The sequence below is a fragment of the Paeniglutamicibacter sulfureus genome (assembly GCF_030512175.1).
In the GTDB taxonomy this organism is placed as follows: Bacteria; Actinomycetota; Actinomycetes; order Actinomycetales; family Micrococcaceae; genus Paeniglutamicibacter; species Paeniglutamicibacter sulfureus.
In genome coordinates this window covers 2,426,152-2,441,702 of sequence record NZ_JAULBL010000002.1, presented here as the reverse complement: position 1 = coordinate 2,441,702, position 15,551 = coordinate 2,426,152, and the positions used below count along the sequence as shown (strand labels likewise).

13 protein-coding genes are annotated in these 15,551 nt (G+C 64.9%); 10 read left to right on the top strand and 3 right to left on the bottom strand.

Annotation, left to right across the window (positions count from 1 at the left end):
* The first annotated feature begins 255 nt into the window (after positions 1-255).
* The 6 genes from aceE to Q2T94_RS17715 all read left to right on the top strand — a co-directional run bounded on the left by aceE (position 256) and on the right by Q2T94_RS17715 (position 8,385).
* The gene (aceE, locus tag Q2T94_RS17740) at positions 256-3,003 is read left to right on the top strand and encodes a pyruvate dehydrogenase (acetyl-transferring), homodimeric type (protein WP_264269682.1); all 2,748 of its coding nucleotides are present in this window, start codon (positions 256-258) and stop codon (positions 3,001-3,003) included.
* Positions 3,004-3,218: 215 nt separating this feature from the next.
* Positions 3,219-4,484, top strand: a complete 1,266-nt coding sequence (locus Q2T94_RS17735) for a PucR family transcriptional regulator (protein WP_264269683.1) — start codon at positions 3,219-3,221, stop codon at positions 4,482-4,484.
* Positions 4,485-4,561: 77 nt separating this feature from the next.
* Entirely contained in the window at positions 4,562-5,485 is a 924-nt protein-coding gene (locus Q2T94_RS17730) for an ACP S-malonyltransferase (RefSeq protein ID WP_302266006.1), read from the top strand.
* Positions 5,486-5,499: 14 nt separating this feature from the next.
* Positions 5,500-6,555, top strand: coding sequence for a beta-ketoacyl-ACP synthase III (locus tag Q2T94_RS17725; RefSeq protein WP_302266005.1), 1,056 nt, complete (start codon positions 5,500-5,502; stop codon positions 6,553-6,555).
* A 98-nt stretch (positions 6,556-6,653) separates the two neighbouring features.
* The gene (locus Q2T94_RS17720) at positions 6,654-6,899 is read left to right on the top strand and encodes an acyl carrier protein (RefSeq protein WP_217388104.1); all 246 of its coding nucleotides are present in this window, start codon (positions 6,654-6,656) and stop codon (positions 6,897-6,899) included.
* A 247-nt stretch (positions 6,900-7,146) separates the two neighbouring features.
* A complete protein-coding gene (locus Q2T94_RS17715) occupies positions 7,147-8,385 on the top strand; it encodes a beta-ketoacyl-[acyl-carrier-protein] synthase family protein (protein WP_264269686.1) in 1,239 nt (412 codons plus the stop codon).
* Between the two features lie 230 nt (positions 8,386-8,615).
* Here Q2T94_RS17715 and Q2T94_RS17710 read toward each other — a convergent pair whose 3' ends face one another.
* The 3 genes from Q2T94_RS17710 to Q2T94_RS17700 form a co-directional block, all read right to left on the bottom strand.
* Positions 8,616-9,119 (bottom strand): DUF3145 domain-containing protein, encoded by a 504-nt coding sequence (locus Q2T94_RS17710; RefSeq protein ID WP_071215384.1) that lies wholly within the window; start codon positions 9,117-9,119, stop codon positions 8,616-8,618.
* Between the two features lie 132 nt (positions 9,120-9,251).
* A complete protein-coding gene (locus Q2T94_RS17705; protein ID WP_436836849.1) occupies positions 9,252-10,151 on the bottom strand; it encodes a tyrosine-type recombinase/integrase in 900 nt (299 codons plus the stop codon).
* Between the two features lie 154 nt (positions 10,152-10,305).
* Positions 10,306-11,589 carry a DNA-processing protein DprA gene (locus tag Q2T94_RS17700; RefSeq protein WP_302266003.1) on the bottom strand — a complete coding sequence of 428 codons (1,284 nt, stop codon included), beginning with the start codon at positions 11,587-11,589 and terminating at the stop codon, positions 10,306-10,308.
* 423 nt (positions 11,590-12,012) lie between these two features.
* On the opposite strand from Q2T94_RS17700, the gene Q2T94_RS17695 reads away from it, so the two are divergent.
* The 4 genes from Q2T94_RS17695 (at position 12,013) to Q2T94_RS17680 (ending at position 15,539) form a co-directional block, all read left to right on the top strand.
* Positions 12,013-12,939 (top strand): ABC transporter substrate-binding protein, encoded by a 927-nt coding sequence (locus tag Q2T94_RS17695; protein WP_302266002.1) that lies wholly within the window; start codon positions 12,013-12,015, stop codon positions 12,937-12,939.
* Between the two features lie 139 nt (positions 12,940-13,078).
* Positions 13,079-14,146, top strand: a complete 1,068-nt coding sequence (locus tag Q2T94_RS17690) for an ABC transporter ATP-binding protein (protein ID WP_302266001.1) — start codon at positions 13,079-13,081, stop codon at positions 14,144-14,146.
* A complete protein-coding gene (locus Q2T94_RS17685) occupies positions 14,143-14,880 on the top strand; it encodes an ABC transporter permease (RefSeq protein ID WP_264269690.1) in 738 nt (245 codons plus the stop codon). The genes Q2T94_RS17690 and Q2T94_RS17685 overlap by 4 nt, the downstream gene beginning before the upstream one ends.
* Entirely contained in the window at positions 14,877-15,539 is a 663-nt protein-coding gene (locus Q2T94_RS17680; protein WP_302266000.1) for an ABC transporter permease, read from the top strand. Before Q2T94_RS17685 ends, Q2T94_RS17680 begins: the two co-directional genes overlap by 4 nt.
* Positions 15,540-15,551 lie beyond the last annotated feature (12 nt).

Sequence of the window (15,551 nt, the reverse complement as noted above, 5' to 3'; positions counted from 1 at the left end):
CAACACGCCGAAATAGTGACTACTTCGACCTGATTTCGTCTCTCGGCGCATTGCCTGTTAACTCCAAATCATCGCATGTGTAGGGCCCAGATACGTTTTGGGTCCCCATGCGCATTAGAGTGTAATCGGCGGTCCGCGACCAACCACCCTTGGGGAACGGGCCACAACTTTGGCGCTTGCACCGCCACTGCGGTTCGAGGCATGCAATCTAGCGCTCGGCCCGCAGTCCCCGCTGTACCCCATAACGAGGAGAAGATGGACGTGGCTGTAGAGGAACACATTTCTCACATCCGTAGCGGCTTGACTAGCCAGTTGCCGGACCGGGATCCGGAGGAGACCGCCGAATGGATTGAGTCCTTCGATGATCTGGTCGAAACCCAGGGCACCGAGCGTGCCCAGTACATTGTTCGTTCATTGCTCCAGCGCGCTGGCGCCAAGAGCGTGGGCGTCCCCATGGTCACCACCACCGACTACGTCAACACGATCCCGGTGGACCAGGAACCGGAGTTCCCCGGCGATGAACAGATTGAACGCCGCTACCGCGCCTTCATGCGCTGGAATGCCGCCGTCATGGTGCACCGCGGGCAGCGCCCCGGGGTCGGCGTCGGCGGACACATCTCCACCTACGCCGGAGCAGCGACCCTGTACGAAGTGGGCTTCAACCACTTCTTCCGGGGCAAAAGCCACCCGGGCGGCGGCGACCAGGTTTTCTTCCAGGGCCACGCCTCCCCCGGCATGTACGCTCGCGCCTTCCTCGAAGGACGCTTGAGCGAAGAGGACATGGACGGGTTCCGCCAGGAAAAGTCCCGCGAGGGACATGCACTGCCGTCCTACCCGCACCCGCGCTCGCTGCCGGACTTCTGGGAATTCCCGACCGTCTCCATGGGCATTGGCCCGATGAACGCGATCTACCAGGCGCAGTCCAACCGCTACCTGCAGAACCGCGGCATCAAGGACACCTCCGACCAGCACGTCTGGGCCTTCCTGGGCGACGGCGAGATGGACGAGCCGGAATCGCGCGGTCTGTTGCAGCTTGCCGCCAACGAGAAGCTCGACAACCTGACCTTCGTGGTCAACTGCAACCTGCAGCGTCTTGACGGGCCGGTTCGCGGCAACGGCAAGATCATGCAGGAGCTTGAGGCCTTCTTCCGCGGCGCCGGCTGGAATGTCATCAAGGTTGTCTGGGGCCGCGAGTGGGATGCCCTGCTCGATGCCGACACCGACAACTCCCTGGTCGACATCATGAACCAGACCCCGGACGGCGACTACCAGACCTACAAGGCCGAAAACGGCGCCTTCGTCCGCGAGCACTTCTTCGGAAAGTCACCGCAGACCAAGGAACTGGTGGCCAACCTGACGGACGAGGAAATCTGGAACCTCAAGCGAGGCGGCCACGATTACCACAAGGTCTTCGCAGCGTACAAGGCAGCGACCGAGTTCAAGGGCAAGCCGACGGTCATCCTGACCAAGACCGTCAAGGGCTACGGCCTGGGCCCCCACTTCGAGGCCCGCAACGCCACGCACCAGATGAAGAAGATGACGCTCGGGGACCTGAAGGCCTTCCGCGACCACCTGCGCATCCCGATCACCGACGAGCAGCTTGAAGCCGACCCGTACATGCCTCCGTACTACCGTCCGGAGCAGGACTCGGCCGAGTACAAGTACATGATGGAACGCCGCGAGGCCCTGGGCGGTGCCGTGCCTTCGCGCCGGACCAAGTCCAGGGAAATCCACCTGCCGGAGGAGAAGGCCTACGAGGTCGCCGCCCGCGGTTCGGGCAAGCAGCAGGCCGCCACCACCATGGCGTTCGTGCGTCTGCTCAAGGACCTGATGCGCGACAAGGAATTCGGCAAGCGCGTTGTGCCGATCGTTCCCGACGAGTCCCGCACCTTCGGCATGGACTCGTTCTTCCCGACCGCGAAGATCTACAACCCTGACGGACAGAACTACCTGTCGGTGGACCGCGAACTGGTCCTTGCCTACAAGGAATCTCCGCTCGGGCAGCTGATCCACCCGGGCATCAACGAAGCCGGCGCGGTTGCCGCCTTCACCGCCGCGGGCACCGCCTACGCCACGCACGACGAACCGTTGATCCCGATCTACGTGTTCTACTCGATGTTCGGCTTCCAGCGCACAGGCGATGCCTTCTGGGCAGCCGGCGACCAGATGACCCGCGGGTTCATCATGGGCGCCACCGCAGGTCGCACCACGCTGACCGGCGAGGGCCTGCAGCATGCCGACGGGCACTCCCCGATCCTTGCCTCCACCAACCCTGCCGTGATCACCTACGACCCTGCCTATGGGTACGAGATCGGTCACATCATGAAGGCCGGCCTGGAGCGCATGTATGGCGGCAAGCACGAGAACCCCGACGTGATGTACTACATCACGATCTACAACGAGCCCTACCAGCAGCCCAAGGAACCGGAGAACCTCGATGTTGCCGGCGTGCTCGGCGGCATCTACCAGGTCTCCCCGGCCACCGTCGACGGACCGCGGGCCCAGCTGCTCGCCTCCGGTGTGGCGGTGCCGTGGACCATTGATGCACAGCGCATTTTGGCCGAGGACTGGGGGGTGTCGGCCGATGTCTGGTCCGTGACTTCCTGGAACGAGCTGCGCCGCGACGGCCTGGAGTGCGAGGAGCAGTCGTTCCTTGACCCGGCTGCCGAACCGCGCGTGCCGTTCGTTGCCCAGCAGCTGGCAGGGGCCACCGGCCCGATCGTTGCGGTGACCGACTACATGAAGGCCGTACCGGACCAGATCCGCCAGTTCGTGCCCAATGAGTTCGCCACCCTGGGCGCCGACGGGTTCGGTTTCTCCGACACCCGCGCCGCCGCACGTCGCTTCTACAAGATCGACGCGCACTCGGTGGTTGTTCGCACCCTGCAAATGCTGGCCAAGCGCGGGGAGGTCGATGCCTCGGCTCCGGCCCAGGCCTTTGCCAAGTACAAGCTCGACGACGTCACCGCCGGCACCAGTGGCAACGCGGGCGGCGACGCCTAGCTTCTGGCAGTAGCCGATCAACGGCGGTGGCACCGGTTTCCCCACACGTGGGGTAAATCGGCGCCACCGCCGTTTTCGTCTGCCCTCGTATTGGCTGCCCGGAATGATCCTGCGGTGCGCTCCACCGCCGGGCCTCGGCACCCCGGAAGTGTCGAACGTCATTGTGTGAAACATACAAAATAGTTCGTCGGCGTGATGATGCGTATGCTCATTCTATGAGTGATGAGCAAACGTCGAATCCGGCACAGCGGATCCGGCCCTTCCGGCAAGCCAAGGCCAGCCCGGAAACCCTCAAAAGGCTCAAGCAGCACCTGGGCGTGCTCTCCACGGTGGCGCTGAAGCACCTGGACCAGTCACTGCCTTGGTACCGGGGACTGCGGCCCGAAGAGCGCGCGGCGCTGGGCTTGGTGGCGCAGAAGGGAATTGCTTCCTTCGTCTCCTGGTACGAACGGCCCACCACTTCCCCGCAGTGGGTGCTCAACGACGTCTTCGGCGCCGCACCCACCGAACTGACGCGATCCATCAGCCTGCAAAAGGCCCTCCAACTGATCCGCACCATTGTCGAGGTCGTTGAATCCCAGGTTCCTGACATCGCCCCGGAGGCCGAGCACACGCAATTGCGCGAGGCGGTCCTGCGCTACTCGCGGGAGGTCGCCTTCGCCGCGGCCGACGTGTATGCCCGGGCGGCAGAGACACGCGGTGCCTGGGACTCGCGGCTCGAGGCACTGGTGGTGGATGCCGTCATGCGCGGAGAATCCCAGGATTCCCTCCGCTCCAGGATTGCCGCCGTGGGCTGGAAGTCGCACGAAAACATCTTGGTGATGATCGGAGCAACCCCGGCCTCCTCCCAGGTGGGATTCGTCAGTGAACTCCGCCGCGCGGCAGCCCGCTATGCCCGCGACTCGCTGGTCGGTGTCCACGGTGAACGCGCCATCCTGATGCTCGGCGGCGTGGAAGCCGACCGGGCCGGGCTGGACCGGCTCGCCACGTTTTTCGGCGAAGGACCGGTGGTCTACAGTCCCTTGGCCCCGACGCTCAAGGAAGCCTCCGCCAGCGCCAAGGCAGCCTTCGCCGCCATCGCCGCCGCCAAGGCCTGGCCACTGGCTCCGCGACCGGTGGATGCCGATGACCTCTGGCCCGAGCGAGTCATGAACAACGACTCCGAGGCGCGCGAGGCGCTGGTCTCGGGGATCTACAAGCCGCTCATCAAAGCTGGAAACGGCCTGATTGAAACGCTATCGAGCTATCTGTCGCTGGGCCACTCTCTGGAGGGAACGGCCCGAGAGTTGTTCGTCCATGCCAACACGGTGCGCTATAGACTTAAAAGGGTGTGCGACGTCACCGGGTGGGATCCCTTGGTTCCGCGCGAGGCGTTCGTGCTGCAAACCGCGTTGGTGGTGGGTCGACTGGACGCCGAAACAACCGAAATCTTGTCCGAAACGCGGCAATCGGTGCCGCGCAAGAGCCCGACCACCTTGTAGGATTCATACAAAAGCACGCCGACAAGTCGGTGTGCGAAAACAGCCGTCGAGACCGACATCTTTGGAAAGCTGGAGTAGTGCTAGCAATCGTGTGCCCTGGACAGGGCTCCCAGACCCCCGGATTCCTTTCTCCGTGGCTCGAGGTTCCGGGTGTTTCCGAACATCTCGCCGGACTCTCCGCCATCACGGAGCGTGACCTGACCGCCCACGGGACCGTGTCGGACGAAGAAACCATCAAGGACACCGCGGTGGCACAGCCACTGATCGTTGCCGCAGGCCTCATTGCCGCGCGCGCCCTCTTCGGTGACGAGCTTCCGGCGAACGTCGTGTTGGCCGGACACTCCGTCGGCGAGATCACCGCCACCGCGCTGGCCGGTGCCCTCAGCGAGCAGGACGCGATGGTGTTCGTGCGCGAGCGCGCAAACGCCATGGCCTTGGCTGCAGCTGCCACCCCGACCGGCATGGCAGCGGTCCTGGGCGGAGACGCCGAAGAGGTCAACGCGGCTATCTTGGCGGCCGGGCTGACACCGGCCAACGCCAATGGAGGCGGCCAGATCGTTGCCGCCGGCACGCTGGAACAAATCGAGGACTTTGCAGCCAATCCCCCGGCCAAGGCACGCGTGATTCCGCTCAAGGTCGCAGGCGCTTTCCACACCCACCACATGGCCCCGGCCGTGCAGGTGCTCCAAGAGCTTTCCGCAACATTGGAGGCCAAGGACCCGGCCATCACGCTGCTGTCCAACTACGACGGGCAGGCCGTTGCCGGTGGCGAAGCGAACCTTGCCTCGCTGGTCGCCCAGGTCTCGCGTCCGGTGCGCTGGGACAAATGCATGGAGGAGCTCGCCGCACAGGGAGTCACCGGCATCATCGAACTTGCGCCGGCAGGAACCTTGGTGGGACTGGCCCGCCGCGGCCTGAAAGGCATCCCGACCCTTGCGTTGAAGTCCCCTGAAGACCTCGAGGCGGCACGCGCCTTCGTACTCGAACACACCCAAGCATAGGAAGTTCCGGAATCATGACTGCAGTGATGAACCAAACCACCGCGCGCGAATTCAGCCGCATCCACGGCGTGGGTTCCTTCCGTCCCGACGTCATCGTGACCAACGACGACGTGTGCCAGTGGATCGATTCCTCGGATGAGTGGATCCAGCAGCGCACCGGCATCGTGACCCGCGCCCGCGCCGGGGCTGACACCTCGCTACTGGACATGGCCGAGGGGGCTGCGCGCGAAGCCCTGAAGTCAGCCGGCATCGAGGCCAGCCAGCTTGGTGCGGTCATCGTCTCCACCGTAACCTTCCCGCATGCCACCCCGTCGGCAGCCGCCGCGCTGGCCGACCGCATCGGCGCCACCCCGGCACCGGCCTTCGACATTTCCGCCGCCTGCGCCGGTTACTGCTACGGCGTGGCCCAGGGCGACGCACTGGTTCGCTCCGGCATGGCCGAGTACGTGCTGGTCATCGGTGCCGAGAAGCTGTCGGACTACATCGACAACCACGAGCGCACGATCTCCTTCCTGCTGGGCGACGGCGCCGGTGCAGTGGTCATCGGCCCGAGCGACATCCCCGGCATCTCACCCTCGGTCTGGGGTTCGGACGGCTCGAAGTGGGGCGCCATCAGCATGACCCACTCGCAGCTTGACCTGCGCGATGCGGTCCTTCAGGCCGAGTCCTCCCCCGAGGGCGCATCCCTGATGGCGGCCACCGAGGCACAGTTGTGGCCGACCCTTCGCCAGGACGGGCAGACCGTGTTCCGCTGGGCCGTCTGGGAGATGGCCAAGATGGCCAAGCTCGCGCTCGAGAAGGCCGGCATCGGTTCCGAGGACCTCGTCGCCTTCATCCCGCACCAGGCAAATATGCGCATCATCGACGAGATGGTGAAGCAACTGAAGCTTCCGGAAACCGTGGTTGTCGCCCGCGACATCGCGAATGCCGGTAACACCTCCGCGGCCTCGATCCCGATGGCCATGGATCGGATGCTCAAGGAAAACCCGGAGCTTTCCGGCGGCCTCGCGCTGCAAATTGGGTTTGGCGCCGGGCTTGTCTTTGGCGCACAGGTCGTTGTCCTGCCCTAGGCTTTATCTCCAGGGACACAACCCATCATTCGGACCGCACACCTGTGGTCTGCATAGTCGTCGGGCTTGGTACCGGCAATCATAGAAAAGGAGCCATCATGGCTAGCAACGAAGAGATTCTGGCCGGCTTGGCCGAGATCGTCAACGAAGAGACCGGCCTGGAGACCGAGGCAGTCGAAATGGACAAGTCCTTCACCGAGGACCTGGACATCGACTCCATCTCGATGATGACCATCGTCGTCAACGCCGAAGAGAAGTTCGACGTGAAGATCCCGGACGAAGAGGTCAAGAACCTCAAGACCGTTGCAGATGCAGTGAACTTCATCGCCGGCGCACAGGTCTAAGCCAAGTAGTGATGCGTCCCCTTGAAGCGTGTTCCCTCGCGGAAGCACGTTTCAAGGGGAGGCATCGTTTTCACTTCATGTTTCCCGGTTGGCAGGCCCTGAGACGCCAACAAGCTTTACCGGTTTCGTCACCGATCCCCAGATTTCCGATTCAATCCGGACACCGTCCATTCGGCCACCGTCCGACGCTTGGATCGCGCGCTAGCCTCGCTAGCCGTTTCGCCCCCAACCAGTAGAGAGTTTCAACATGGCTCGCAAAGTTGTTATCACCGGCCTTGGTGCCACCACCCCCATCGGCGGGGACGTTCCGACCCTGTGGGCCAATGCCCTCAAGGGTGTCTCCGGCGCCCATCTGCTGCCCGACGAGTGGGTTGAAACCTACAACCTTCCGGTGAAGTTTGCCGCCAAGGCCTCCAACCCGGCCTCCGAGGTCCTCTCACGCGTTGAAATGAAGCGCATGGACCCGTCCACCCAGTTCGCCGTGGTCGCCGCGCGCGAGGCGTGGAAGGACGCGGGCATCGAGGAGATGGACCACGACCGCCTGGCCGTGGCCTTCGCCACCGGCATCGGCGGGGTCTGGACCCTGCTGGACGCGTGGGACACCCTGAAGGAAAAGGGCCCGCGTCGCGTGCTGCCGATGACAGTACCCATGTTGATGCCCAATGGACCTGCAGCTGCCGTGTCTCTTGACCTGGGTGCCCGCGCCGGCGCGCACACCCCGGTTTCCGCCTGTGCCTCGGGCACCGAGGCCATGCACATCGGTCTTGAACTGATCCGCTCGGGCAAGGCTGACGTGGTGATGTGCGGCGGAGCCGAAGCAGCCATCCACCCCATGCCCATGGCTTCCTTTGCCGCCATGCAGGCCTTGTCCAAGCGCAACGACGACCCGGAGCATGCTTCGCGTCCGTACGACATCGACCGTGACGGCTTCGTCATGGGCGAAGGCGCCGGTGCCTTGGTGCTTGAGGCCGAGGAACATGCCATCGCCCGCGGTGCGACGATCTACGCCGAACTGGCAGGCACCTCGGTGACGGCCGATGCGTACCACATCACCGCACCGGACCCGCAGGGCCTGGGTGCCACCCGAGCCCTGAAGGCGGCCATGTTTGACGGCCTCATCCAGCCAGAAGACGTGGTCCACGTCAACGCGCACGCCACTTCCACCCCGGTGGGCGACAAGCCCGAGTACACCGCCCTGCGCGCCGCCCTGGGTTCGCACCTGGACAAGGTATGCGTCTCGGCCACGAAGTCGCAGATGGGACACCTGCTGGGCGCCTCCGGCGCAGTCGAATCGGTCTTGGCCGTGCTGGCCGTGTACCACCGCAAGGCTCCGGTTACCATCAACCTGGAAAACCAGGATCCGGAAATCCCGTTGGACGTGGTTGTCGGCACGCCGCGTGAGTTGCCCGAGGGCACCATCGTCGCCCTGAACAACTCGTTCGGCTTCGGCGGACACAATGCCGTCGTTGCCATCCGAAGCGTCTAATACGCGCGCAGGCGCAGCCTGAGGCACCAAAGAGCGGTGGCCCGAAGTTCACGTGGAACTTCGGGCCACCGCTCTTTGCGTATATGCCTGCAGCCGGACCTCGCGGTCGTCACTTCATCTGGTGAAAACCCTACGCGTCGTTTTGTCTGCAGGTAGAGGAGTACACCGGTTGGCTCATCGACCAGGAGGAGTGGTCGATGACTTCATTGGCGGTACAGGGATAGAACGGGTCAGATGACCTGGTGCAGCCAACGGACGGGCGCACCCTCTGCTGCGTAGCGGAAAGGCTCGAGCTCCTCGTCCCAGGCCTCGCCGAGGGCAATCGAGAGTTCCTGGTAGACAATCGCGGGATCCCCAGCACCCTTTTCATAAGCCCAGCGGATGCGTTCCTCGCTGACCATGATGTTGCCTGCGGCATCGGTGGTGGCGTGGAAGATCCCGAGCTCCGGGGTATGGGACCAACGGCTCGAGTCGACACCGGGACTCGCTTCCTCGGTGACCTCGTAGCGCAGGTGTGCCCAGCCGCGAAGTGCGGACGCCAAAAGAGCACCGGTACCGGGCTTGCCGGTCCAGTTGACTTCCGCCCGGGACATGCCCGGGGCGGCGCTCTGCTCGGTCCAGTGCAGATCGGTCCGCTGGTCGACAACGGAACCGATCGCCCACTCGATGTGCGGGCACAGCGCTGAGGGGGCCGAGTGTACGAAAAGTACGCCCCTGGTCAGTGCGTCAGACATGCTTTCCTCCGATGTGCTGTTGGAACGTCTTCCCCAACGTCAACAACCCTGATTCGAAGTCAAACAAGTCCTGATTAGTATTGTGCACGATTATACGGCGTTCGGCCAGCGGCTTTCGACCATGACTTCGGATTATGCGCGCGGATGGGCCCGCTGATAGCTCTCCTTCAGCCGTTCGACGGAAACGTGGGTGTAAAGCTGCGTGGTGGCCAACGAGGAATGTCCCAGGATCTCCTGGACCGCGCGCAGGTCCGCCCCGCGGTCCAAAAGGTGCGTTGCCGCACTGTGGCGAAGTGAGTGGGGGCCGCGGGCAGCGGTGTCACCCAGTGCCGCCAGCGCATCGGAAACCACTTGGCGCGCCTGTCGGGCGTCAAGCCGCTTGCCTCGGCGGCCCAGCAGCAAGGCGTGGCCGGAGTCGTCCGTCCGCAAGACCGGTCGGGCCCGCCGCAGCCAGTTGTCAACCGCGTTCATGGCAGGCTGGCCGAAGGGCACGGTGCGTTCCTTGTTGCCCTTTCCGATCACCCGTAGGGTGCGGCGGTCCAGGTCGACATCGTTGATGTCCAATGACACCAGCTCCCCCACGCGGATGGCGGTCGCGTAGAGCAACTCCAGAATGAGTTTGTCGCGGTCGGCGAGCGCGAGCTGTTCGCGGGTGGGCTCCGGGGCCTTGCCCTCTGGTGTGCCCTGGGGCACGGGAACCGGCTTGAAGATGCGTTCGATCTGGTTGTTCTGAAGGATGTGCGGGAGACGTTGTTCGCGTTTGGGCGATTTCAGCCGGATGGCGGGATTGGTGGCGATGAGTTCTTCACGCACTGCCCAGGTGAGGAAGCTGCGGATGGTTGCGGAGCGACGGGCCAGGGTGGCGCGGGCGAGTCCTGACTCCTGCAGGGCCATGAGCCAGGCGCGTAGGAGGGTGAGGTCCAGGCCTGCCAAGGTCGTGGCGCCGCGTGGGATGGCGTAGGCGTAGAGATTGCCGATGTCGCTGCCGAAGGCGCGCAAGGTGTGTTCACTGCGTTCGCGCTCCAGGGCCATGTATCTCAGGAAGCCGTCGCGGGCACTTTGGAGCTCGGCGGGCAGGCGTGTGGCTTCGTTGGTTTGTTCGATTGGCTCTGGCACGTCTCTACTGTCTCCCGTACCCCGTGCTGGGACGATGATGCCACGCCGGTCGGTGCGCTTCCGGCATGTCTCATCGGGGTTCCGGAGCTCCGCGTTGCGGTTCCCTGCCGTTGGGAAAGCGGCGTATCCATCCGGTGCCGGAGCGTTCAGCCAGTCCGCGTGTGGACAGGCGCGAGAGTCCTCCGAGGATGGCTCCCATTCCCAGTCCGGCGAGCGCCGCCAGCTGGTCGGCGGTGCGCGGGGACCGTACGGGCAGGGCGTCGAGGAGGAGCAAGTCCTGAATCGCCAGCCCGTCGTAGTCCCGGGGTTCCTCCCTGTCGTTGCTTGCCTGTTGGGCTTGAACGTCCGCGGGAGCGGGATCGGGGAGTTTGAGCAGTTCGAGTGCCTCGGCGGCGTCGGTGACGAGGATGGCCGCGCCCTCCCGGATGAGTCGGTGGCAGCCTGCGGAGTTGGCGGAGAAGACGGACCCCGGGATAGCACCTACTTCTCGGCCCATTTCCGCCGCGTGGCGTGCGGTGCTCAGCGCCCCGGAGCGCCAGCGTGCCTCGGCGACGACGGTTGCAGCACATAGCGCGGCGATCAACCTGTTGCGTTGAAGGAACCGCCAGCGCGTTGGGGTGGCACCGGGGGCGACCTCGGCGATGAGCAGTCCCTGTCGATGGACGGACTTGAGCAAGTCGTCGTTGCCGACCGGGTAGAAACGGTTCAATCCCCCTGCCATGACAGCAATCGTGGCAGGTAGCAGGGGTTCGCCCGGGCGGGTGCGGGCGGGTGGATCTTCGGCGAGCGCCGCCTGATGAGCCTGTGCGTCGATGCCATACGCTCCCCCGGACACGATGCAGATCCCGCGTGCCCGTAGCCCGTGGACCAGTTCCGCGGTGACGGTGCGTCCGTATTCGGTGGCGTCGCGGGATCCGACGATCGCGGCGAGCCGGGCGGGATCGCGCAGGATGGCGAGGTTGCCGGTGCCGCGGTACCAGAGGGCCAGTGGTGCGGCCAGGCCGAGGGCTTCAAAACCCTGGGGCCAGTTCCCGTCTCCGGGGTGGATGATCCCTCCCCCGAGCGTGGACATGAGCTTGAGGTCTGACTCGGGGTCCGCGAGCGCGGCGCGGGGGCGCCAGCGTTCGAGTCCGGCATCCAGGCGCAGGCTCGCGCGGCTGGCTCCGTGTGCGTCGAGCAGTTCGGCGACCTGTTGCTGCTCGTGGGCCGGGGCCGGACCGGTGTGGTCGTGGATGATGCGGTACGCTTCCACCGCTCCGCTGACCTGCACGAGTGCCGCTCCGGTTTGGTCGTTGGGTTCGATGATGTGGGTGAGGCCGGCGCGTGCCAAGACCTCCGGGTCTGCATTGCTCATGTCTGCGTGGCTTCCGGCTCGTTGGATGCTCCCGGGCGGGGTTTGCACTTGGTCCCCGGTATCGCGCGTGGAAGGGGATGCGTGGGTGCCGGGGGGTGCGTCTGTGGTGCTGCCTTCATCGTGCCTCCCATCCAAGGAACCTTGGAGGCGTCCAAGCGCGGTCTGGGGAACCACGCAGGGAACCTAGATCCGGCTGCAATGCTGTGTGGGCAAGTCGGCAGGAACCTCGTGGAAGCACTCTGCGGGCGGTCCTGGCCCGGTGCCGCTTCGACAATATCGTGGGCGGGATGCGTCGGGATGTTGCTAGTCGGACGCCAAATAGGTAACGATAGGTTCAGCCCGCCTACCGACGGTCACGTGCATCCGAGGCGGACCCGCCGGTAGATACTACTGAAACGGAACTAGGCCTGACACATGAAACGCATGAAGCTTCCTTTTATCGCCGCCCTGTCAGTGGTGGCCGGTTCGTTGGTTCTCAGCGGATGCTCCAATCCCACGGCGGCTCCTGCGCCGGATGAATCGGGCGCCACAGACCAAACCCTGGTCGTGTCCTCCGCGGATTTCACCGAATCCGAGATCATCGGCAACCTCTACGCCGAGGCATTGAAGGACAAGGGGTACACGGTTGAGACCAAGTTCCGCATCGGCACCCGCGAGGCCTACATCCCGGCGCTGGAGGACGGTTCCATCGACCTGATCCCCGACTACACCGGCAACCTGCTGCTGGCCCTGGACGAGGACGCCGATGTCAGCTCGCCCGAATCGATCCTTTCGGCCCTTCCTGCGGTTCTGGAGGCCAAGAAGCTGACCATGCTCACCCCGGCTGCCGCGGAGGACAAGGACGCGGTGGTGGTCACCCGTGCCACCGCCGACAAGTGGTCACTCACGACCATCGAGGACCTTGCGGCACACAACGACGAGGTGGTCATGGCCGGTCCCCCCGAGTTCAACAAGCGTCCCGTGGGCCTGCCGGGGCTCGAGAAGAACTACGGATTTGTGCCCTCCAAGTTCGAACCGATTTCCGATGGCGGCGGTCCTGCCACCGTCAAGGCGTTGCTCGACGGCAAGGTCACCGCCGCGAACATCTTCACCACCAGCACAGCGATCCCGGCCAACGACCTGGTCGTGCTGGAAGATCCCAAGAACAACTTCCCTGCGCAGCAGGTCGTTCCGGTGGCCGCCGCGGACAAGCTCGATGAGACGGCCGTGGAGACCCTTGATGCAATTTCGGCAAAGTTGAGCACCGAGGAGCTGATCAAGCTCAACGAGCAGGTTTCCGGCAGCGCCAAGGTGGAACCAAAGCAGGCGGCCATCACTTGGCTTACAGACCAGGGACTGCTGGGCAACTAACGCATAACCACGCCCCCGAATCGACAAGACTAGAACACTAGTTCGATTCGGGGGTAATTGCTCTCTCCCGCCGGTGGGAGCAACCCATTTTTGACCGTTTTCGCGCAGCACCGCCACCGATAGGACCCGAGAACCAGCAATGATTACCTTCGAATCAGTGTCCAAGTCCTATCCCGGTGGCACCCAGGCCGTGACCGACCTGGACCTGGAAATTCCCACCGGTTCGTTTACCGTCCTGGTCGGGCCCAGCGGCTGCGGCAAGACCACCTCGATGCGCATGATCAACCGCATGGTCACCCCCAGCAGTGGCCGCATCTGCATCGACGACCAGGACGTTGCGGACATCCGGGCCGTCACGTTGCGCCTGGGCATCGGCTATGTGCTGCAAAATGCAGGCCTGTTCCCGCACCGCACCGTGGTGGACAATGTGGCCACCGTCCAGCGCCTGCTGGGACTCCCCAAGGCCCAGGCCCGCACCAAGGCATACGAGGCAATGGAACGGGTGGGGCTGGACGCTTCGATGGCCAACCGCTACCCCGCACAACTATCCGGCGGGCAGCAGCAACGCGTAGGCGTGGCCCGTGCCCTGGCTGCCGACCCGCCGATCCTGCTCATGGACGAGCCCTTCAGCGCGGTGGACCCGATCGTGCGCCTTGAATTGCAGCAGGAGGTCCGGCACCTCCAGGCGGAGATCAAGAAAACCATCGTGATGGTCACCCACGACATCGACGAAGCACTTTCCCTGGGCGACCGAATCGCGGTGCTTGCTCCCGGCGGGGTTCTTCACCAATATGCTCCGCCGCTTCAGATCCTCACGCGGCCGGCCACCGACTTTGTCGCCTCAATGGTCTCCAAGGACCGCGGTTTCCGCCAGCTGTCCTTCGCCACGCTCCAGGACGTGCAGGCCACCGCGCTTCCCGCCCCCGGCGCCGACGACCTGATCGAGCTGGGGACACTCGCACCGGGATGGAAGCTTCGGCTGGACACCGCGCAGGGCAGGGCGGTATGGATCGATCCCACGGGGGCGGAGTTTGCAGCTGGCGGAGCGGTCCGGCGCGGGGACACGGTGCGCTCGGCACTTGATGCGGTGCTGGCCTCCCCGGTCTCGGCGGCACTGTTGCTGAACGGCGACTCGGTGCCGACCGCCTGCGTGACCATCGATGACCTGGCACCGTACCTGCGCCACGGCGTGCGGAACCCGGCATGAGGTGGCTGCTGGACAATGCCGGGCAGGCCTGGGCGCTCACGCTCGAACACCTGTACCTCAGCATTGTCCCCACCATGGTGGGTGTGGTCGTTGCGCTGGCCCTCGGGCTGGTCTTCGGGAACAAGCCGCGCGCCCGGGGTGCGATCACCGCGGTGGCCAGCGCGATCTTCACCATCCCCTCGCTGGCCCTGTTCGTGGTGATTCCCTCGATCATCGGCACCCAGATCCTTGACCCGTTGAACGTGGTCATTGCGCTGAGCCTGTACTCGGCCTCCTTGTTGGTGCGCACGGTGTTTGACGCGCTGGACGCGGTGGCCCCGGAGGTCCTGAACGCGGCCGAAGCGCTGGGCTACTCCCGCGCCCGGCGCAGGGTGTTCGTGGATCTGCCGCTGGCCGTGGCGCCGCTAGCCGCCGGCACGCGGGTCGCGGCGGTGACAAACGTGTCACTGGTGTCCGTGGGTGCCGTAATCGGCGTCGGCGGGCTGGGCCAGCTGTTCGTGGCCGGATACCAGCGCAACTACCCCGACCAGATCCTGGCCGGCATCATTGTGATCCTCGCGCTCGCACTGGTCCTTGACCGCCTCATCGCCGGCGCCGCCCGGCTGCTGACCCCCTGGCTGCACAGCGGTGCAGCCCCGTCAGGGTCCACGGGCAGGCGTCGGCCTGCCAACGGCCGCGAAAAACCGGTCGTCCCGGCGGCTCCGGATGCCGCGGTCCGGGAGGCGGGCAAATGATCAACGAGATGCTCTCCTACTTCGCCGACGCCGCGAACTGGTCAGGGGACGCGGGTATCCCCGCCCGACTGGGCGAACACCTCTGGTATTCCCTTCTCGCGGTGCTGGCCGCAGCCGTCATCGCATTCCCTGTCGGCCTGTTCATTGGACACACGGGAACCGGGACGGTGTTCCTGGTGTCGGCCTCCAACGTGCTGCGGGCGCTTCCCTCGCTGGGCATCATGACGCTGCTGGTGCTCCTGATGGGCATCGGATTGGTGCCGCCCCTGGCAGCCCTGGTGCTGATCGCGATCCCGCCGATCCTGGCAGGGGTATACGCGGGCGTCGCCAACGTCGAGCCCGCGGTGGTGGATGCAGCGCGGGCCATCGGCATGAAGGATTCGCGGATCATCCTGCAGGTCGAACTTCCCCTGGCGCTGCCGCTGATCCTCGGCGGGATGCGCGGGGCGATCCTGCAGGTCGTGGCCACGGCCACGATCGCCGCCTACGTGAACTTGGGTGGGCTGGGCCGCTACATCTTCGACGGGCTGGCCCTCTTCGACTACGGCGAGGTGCTGGTCGGTGCCGTGCTGGTCACCGGCCTCGCACTGGTGCTCGACGGATTGCTGGCCCTGCTGGCCAAGGCAGTGTCCCCTGCCCGTCGATCAATCGACCGATAAGTTGGCATTCCT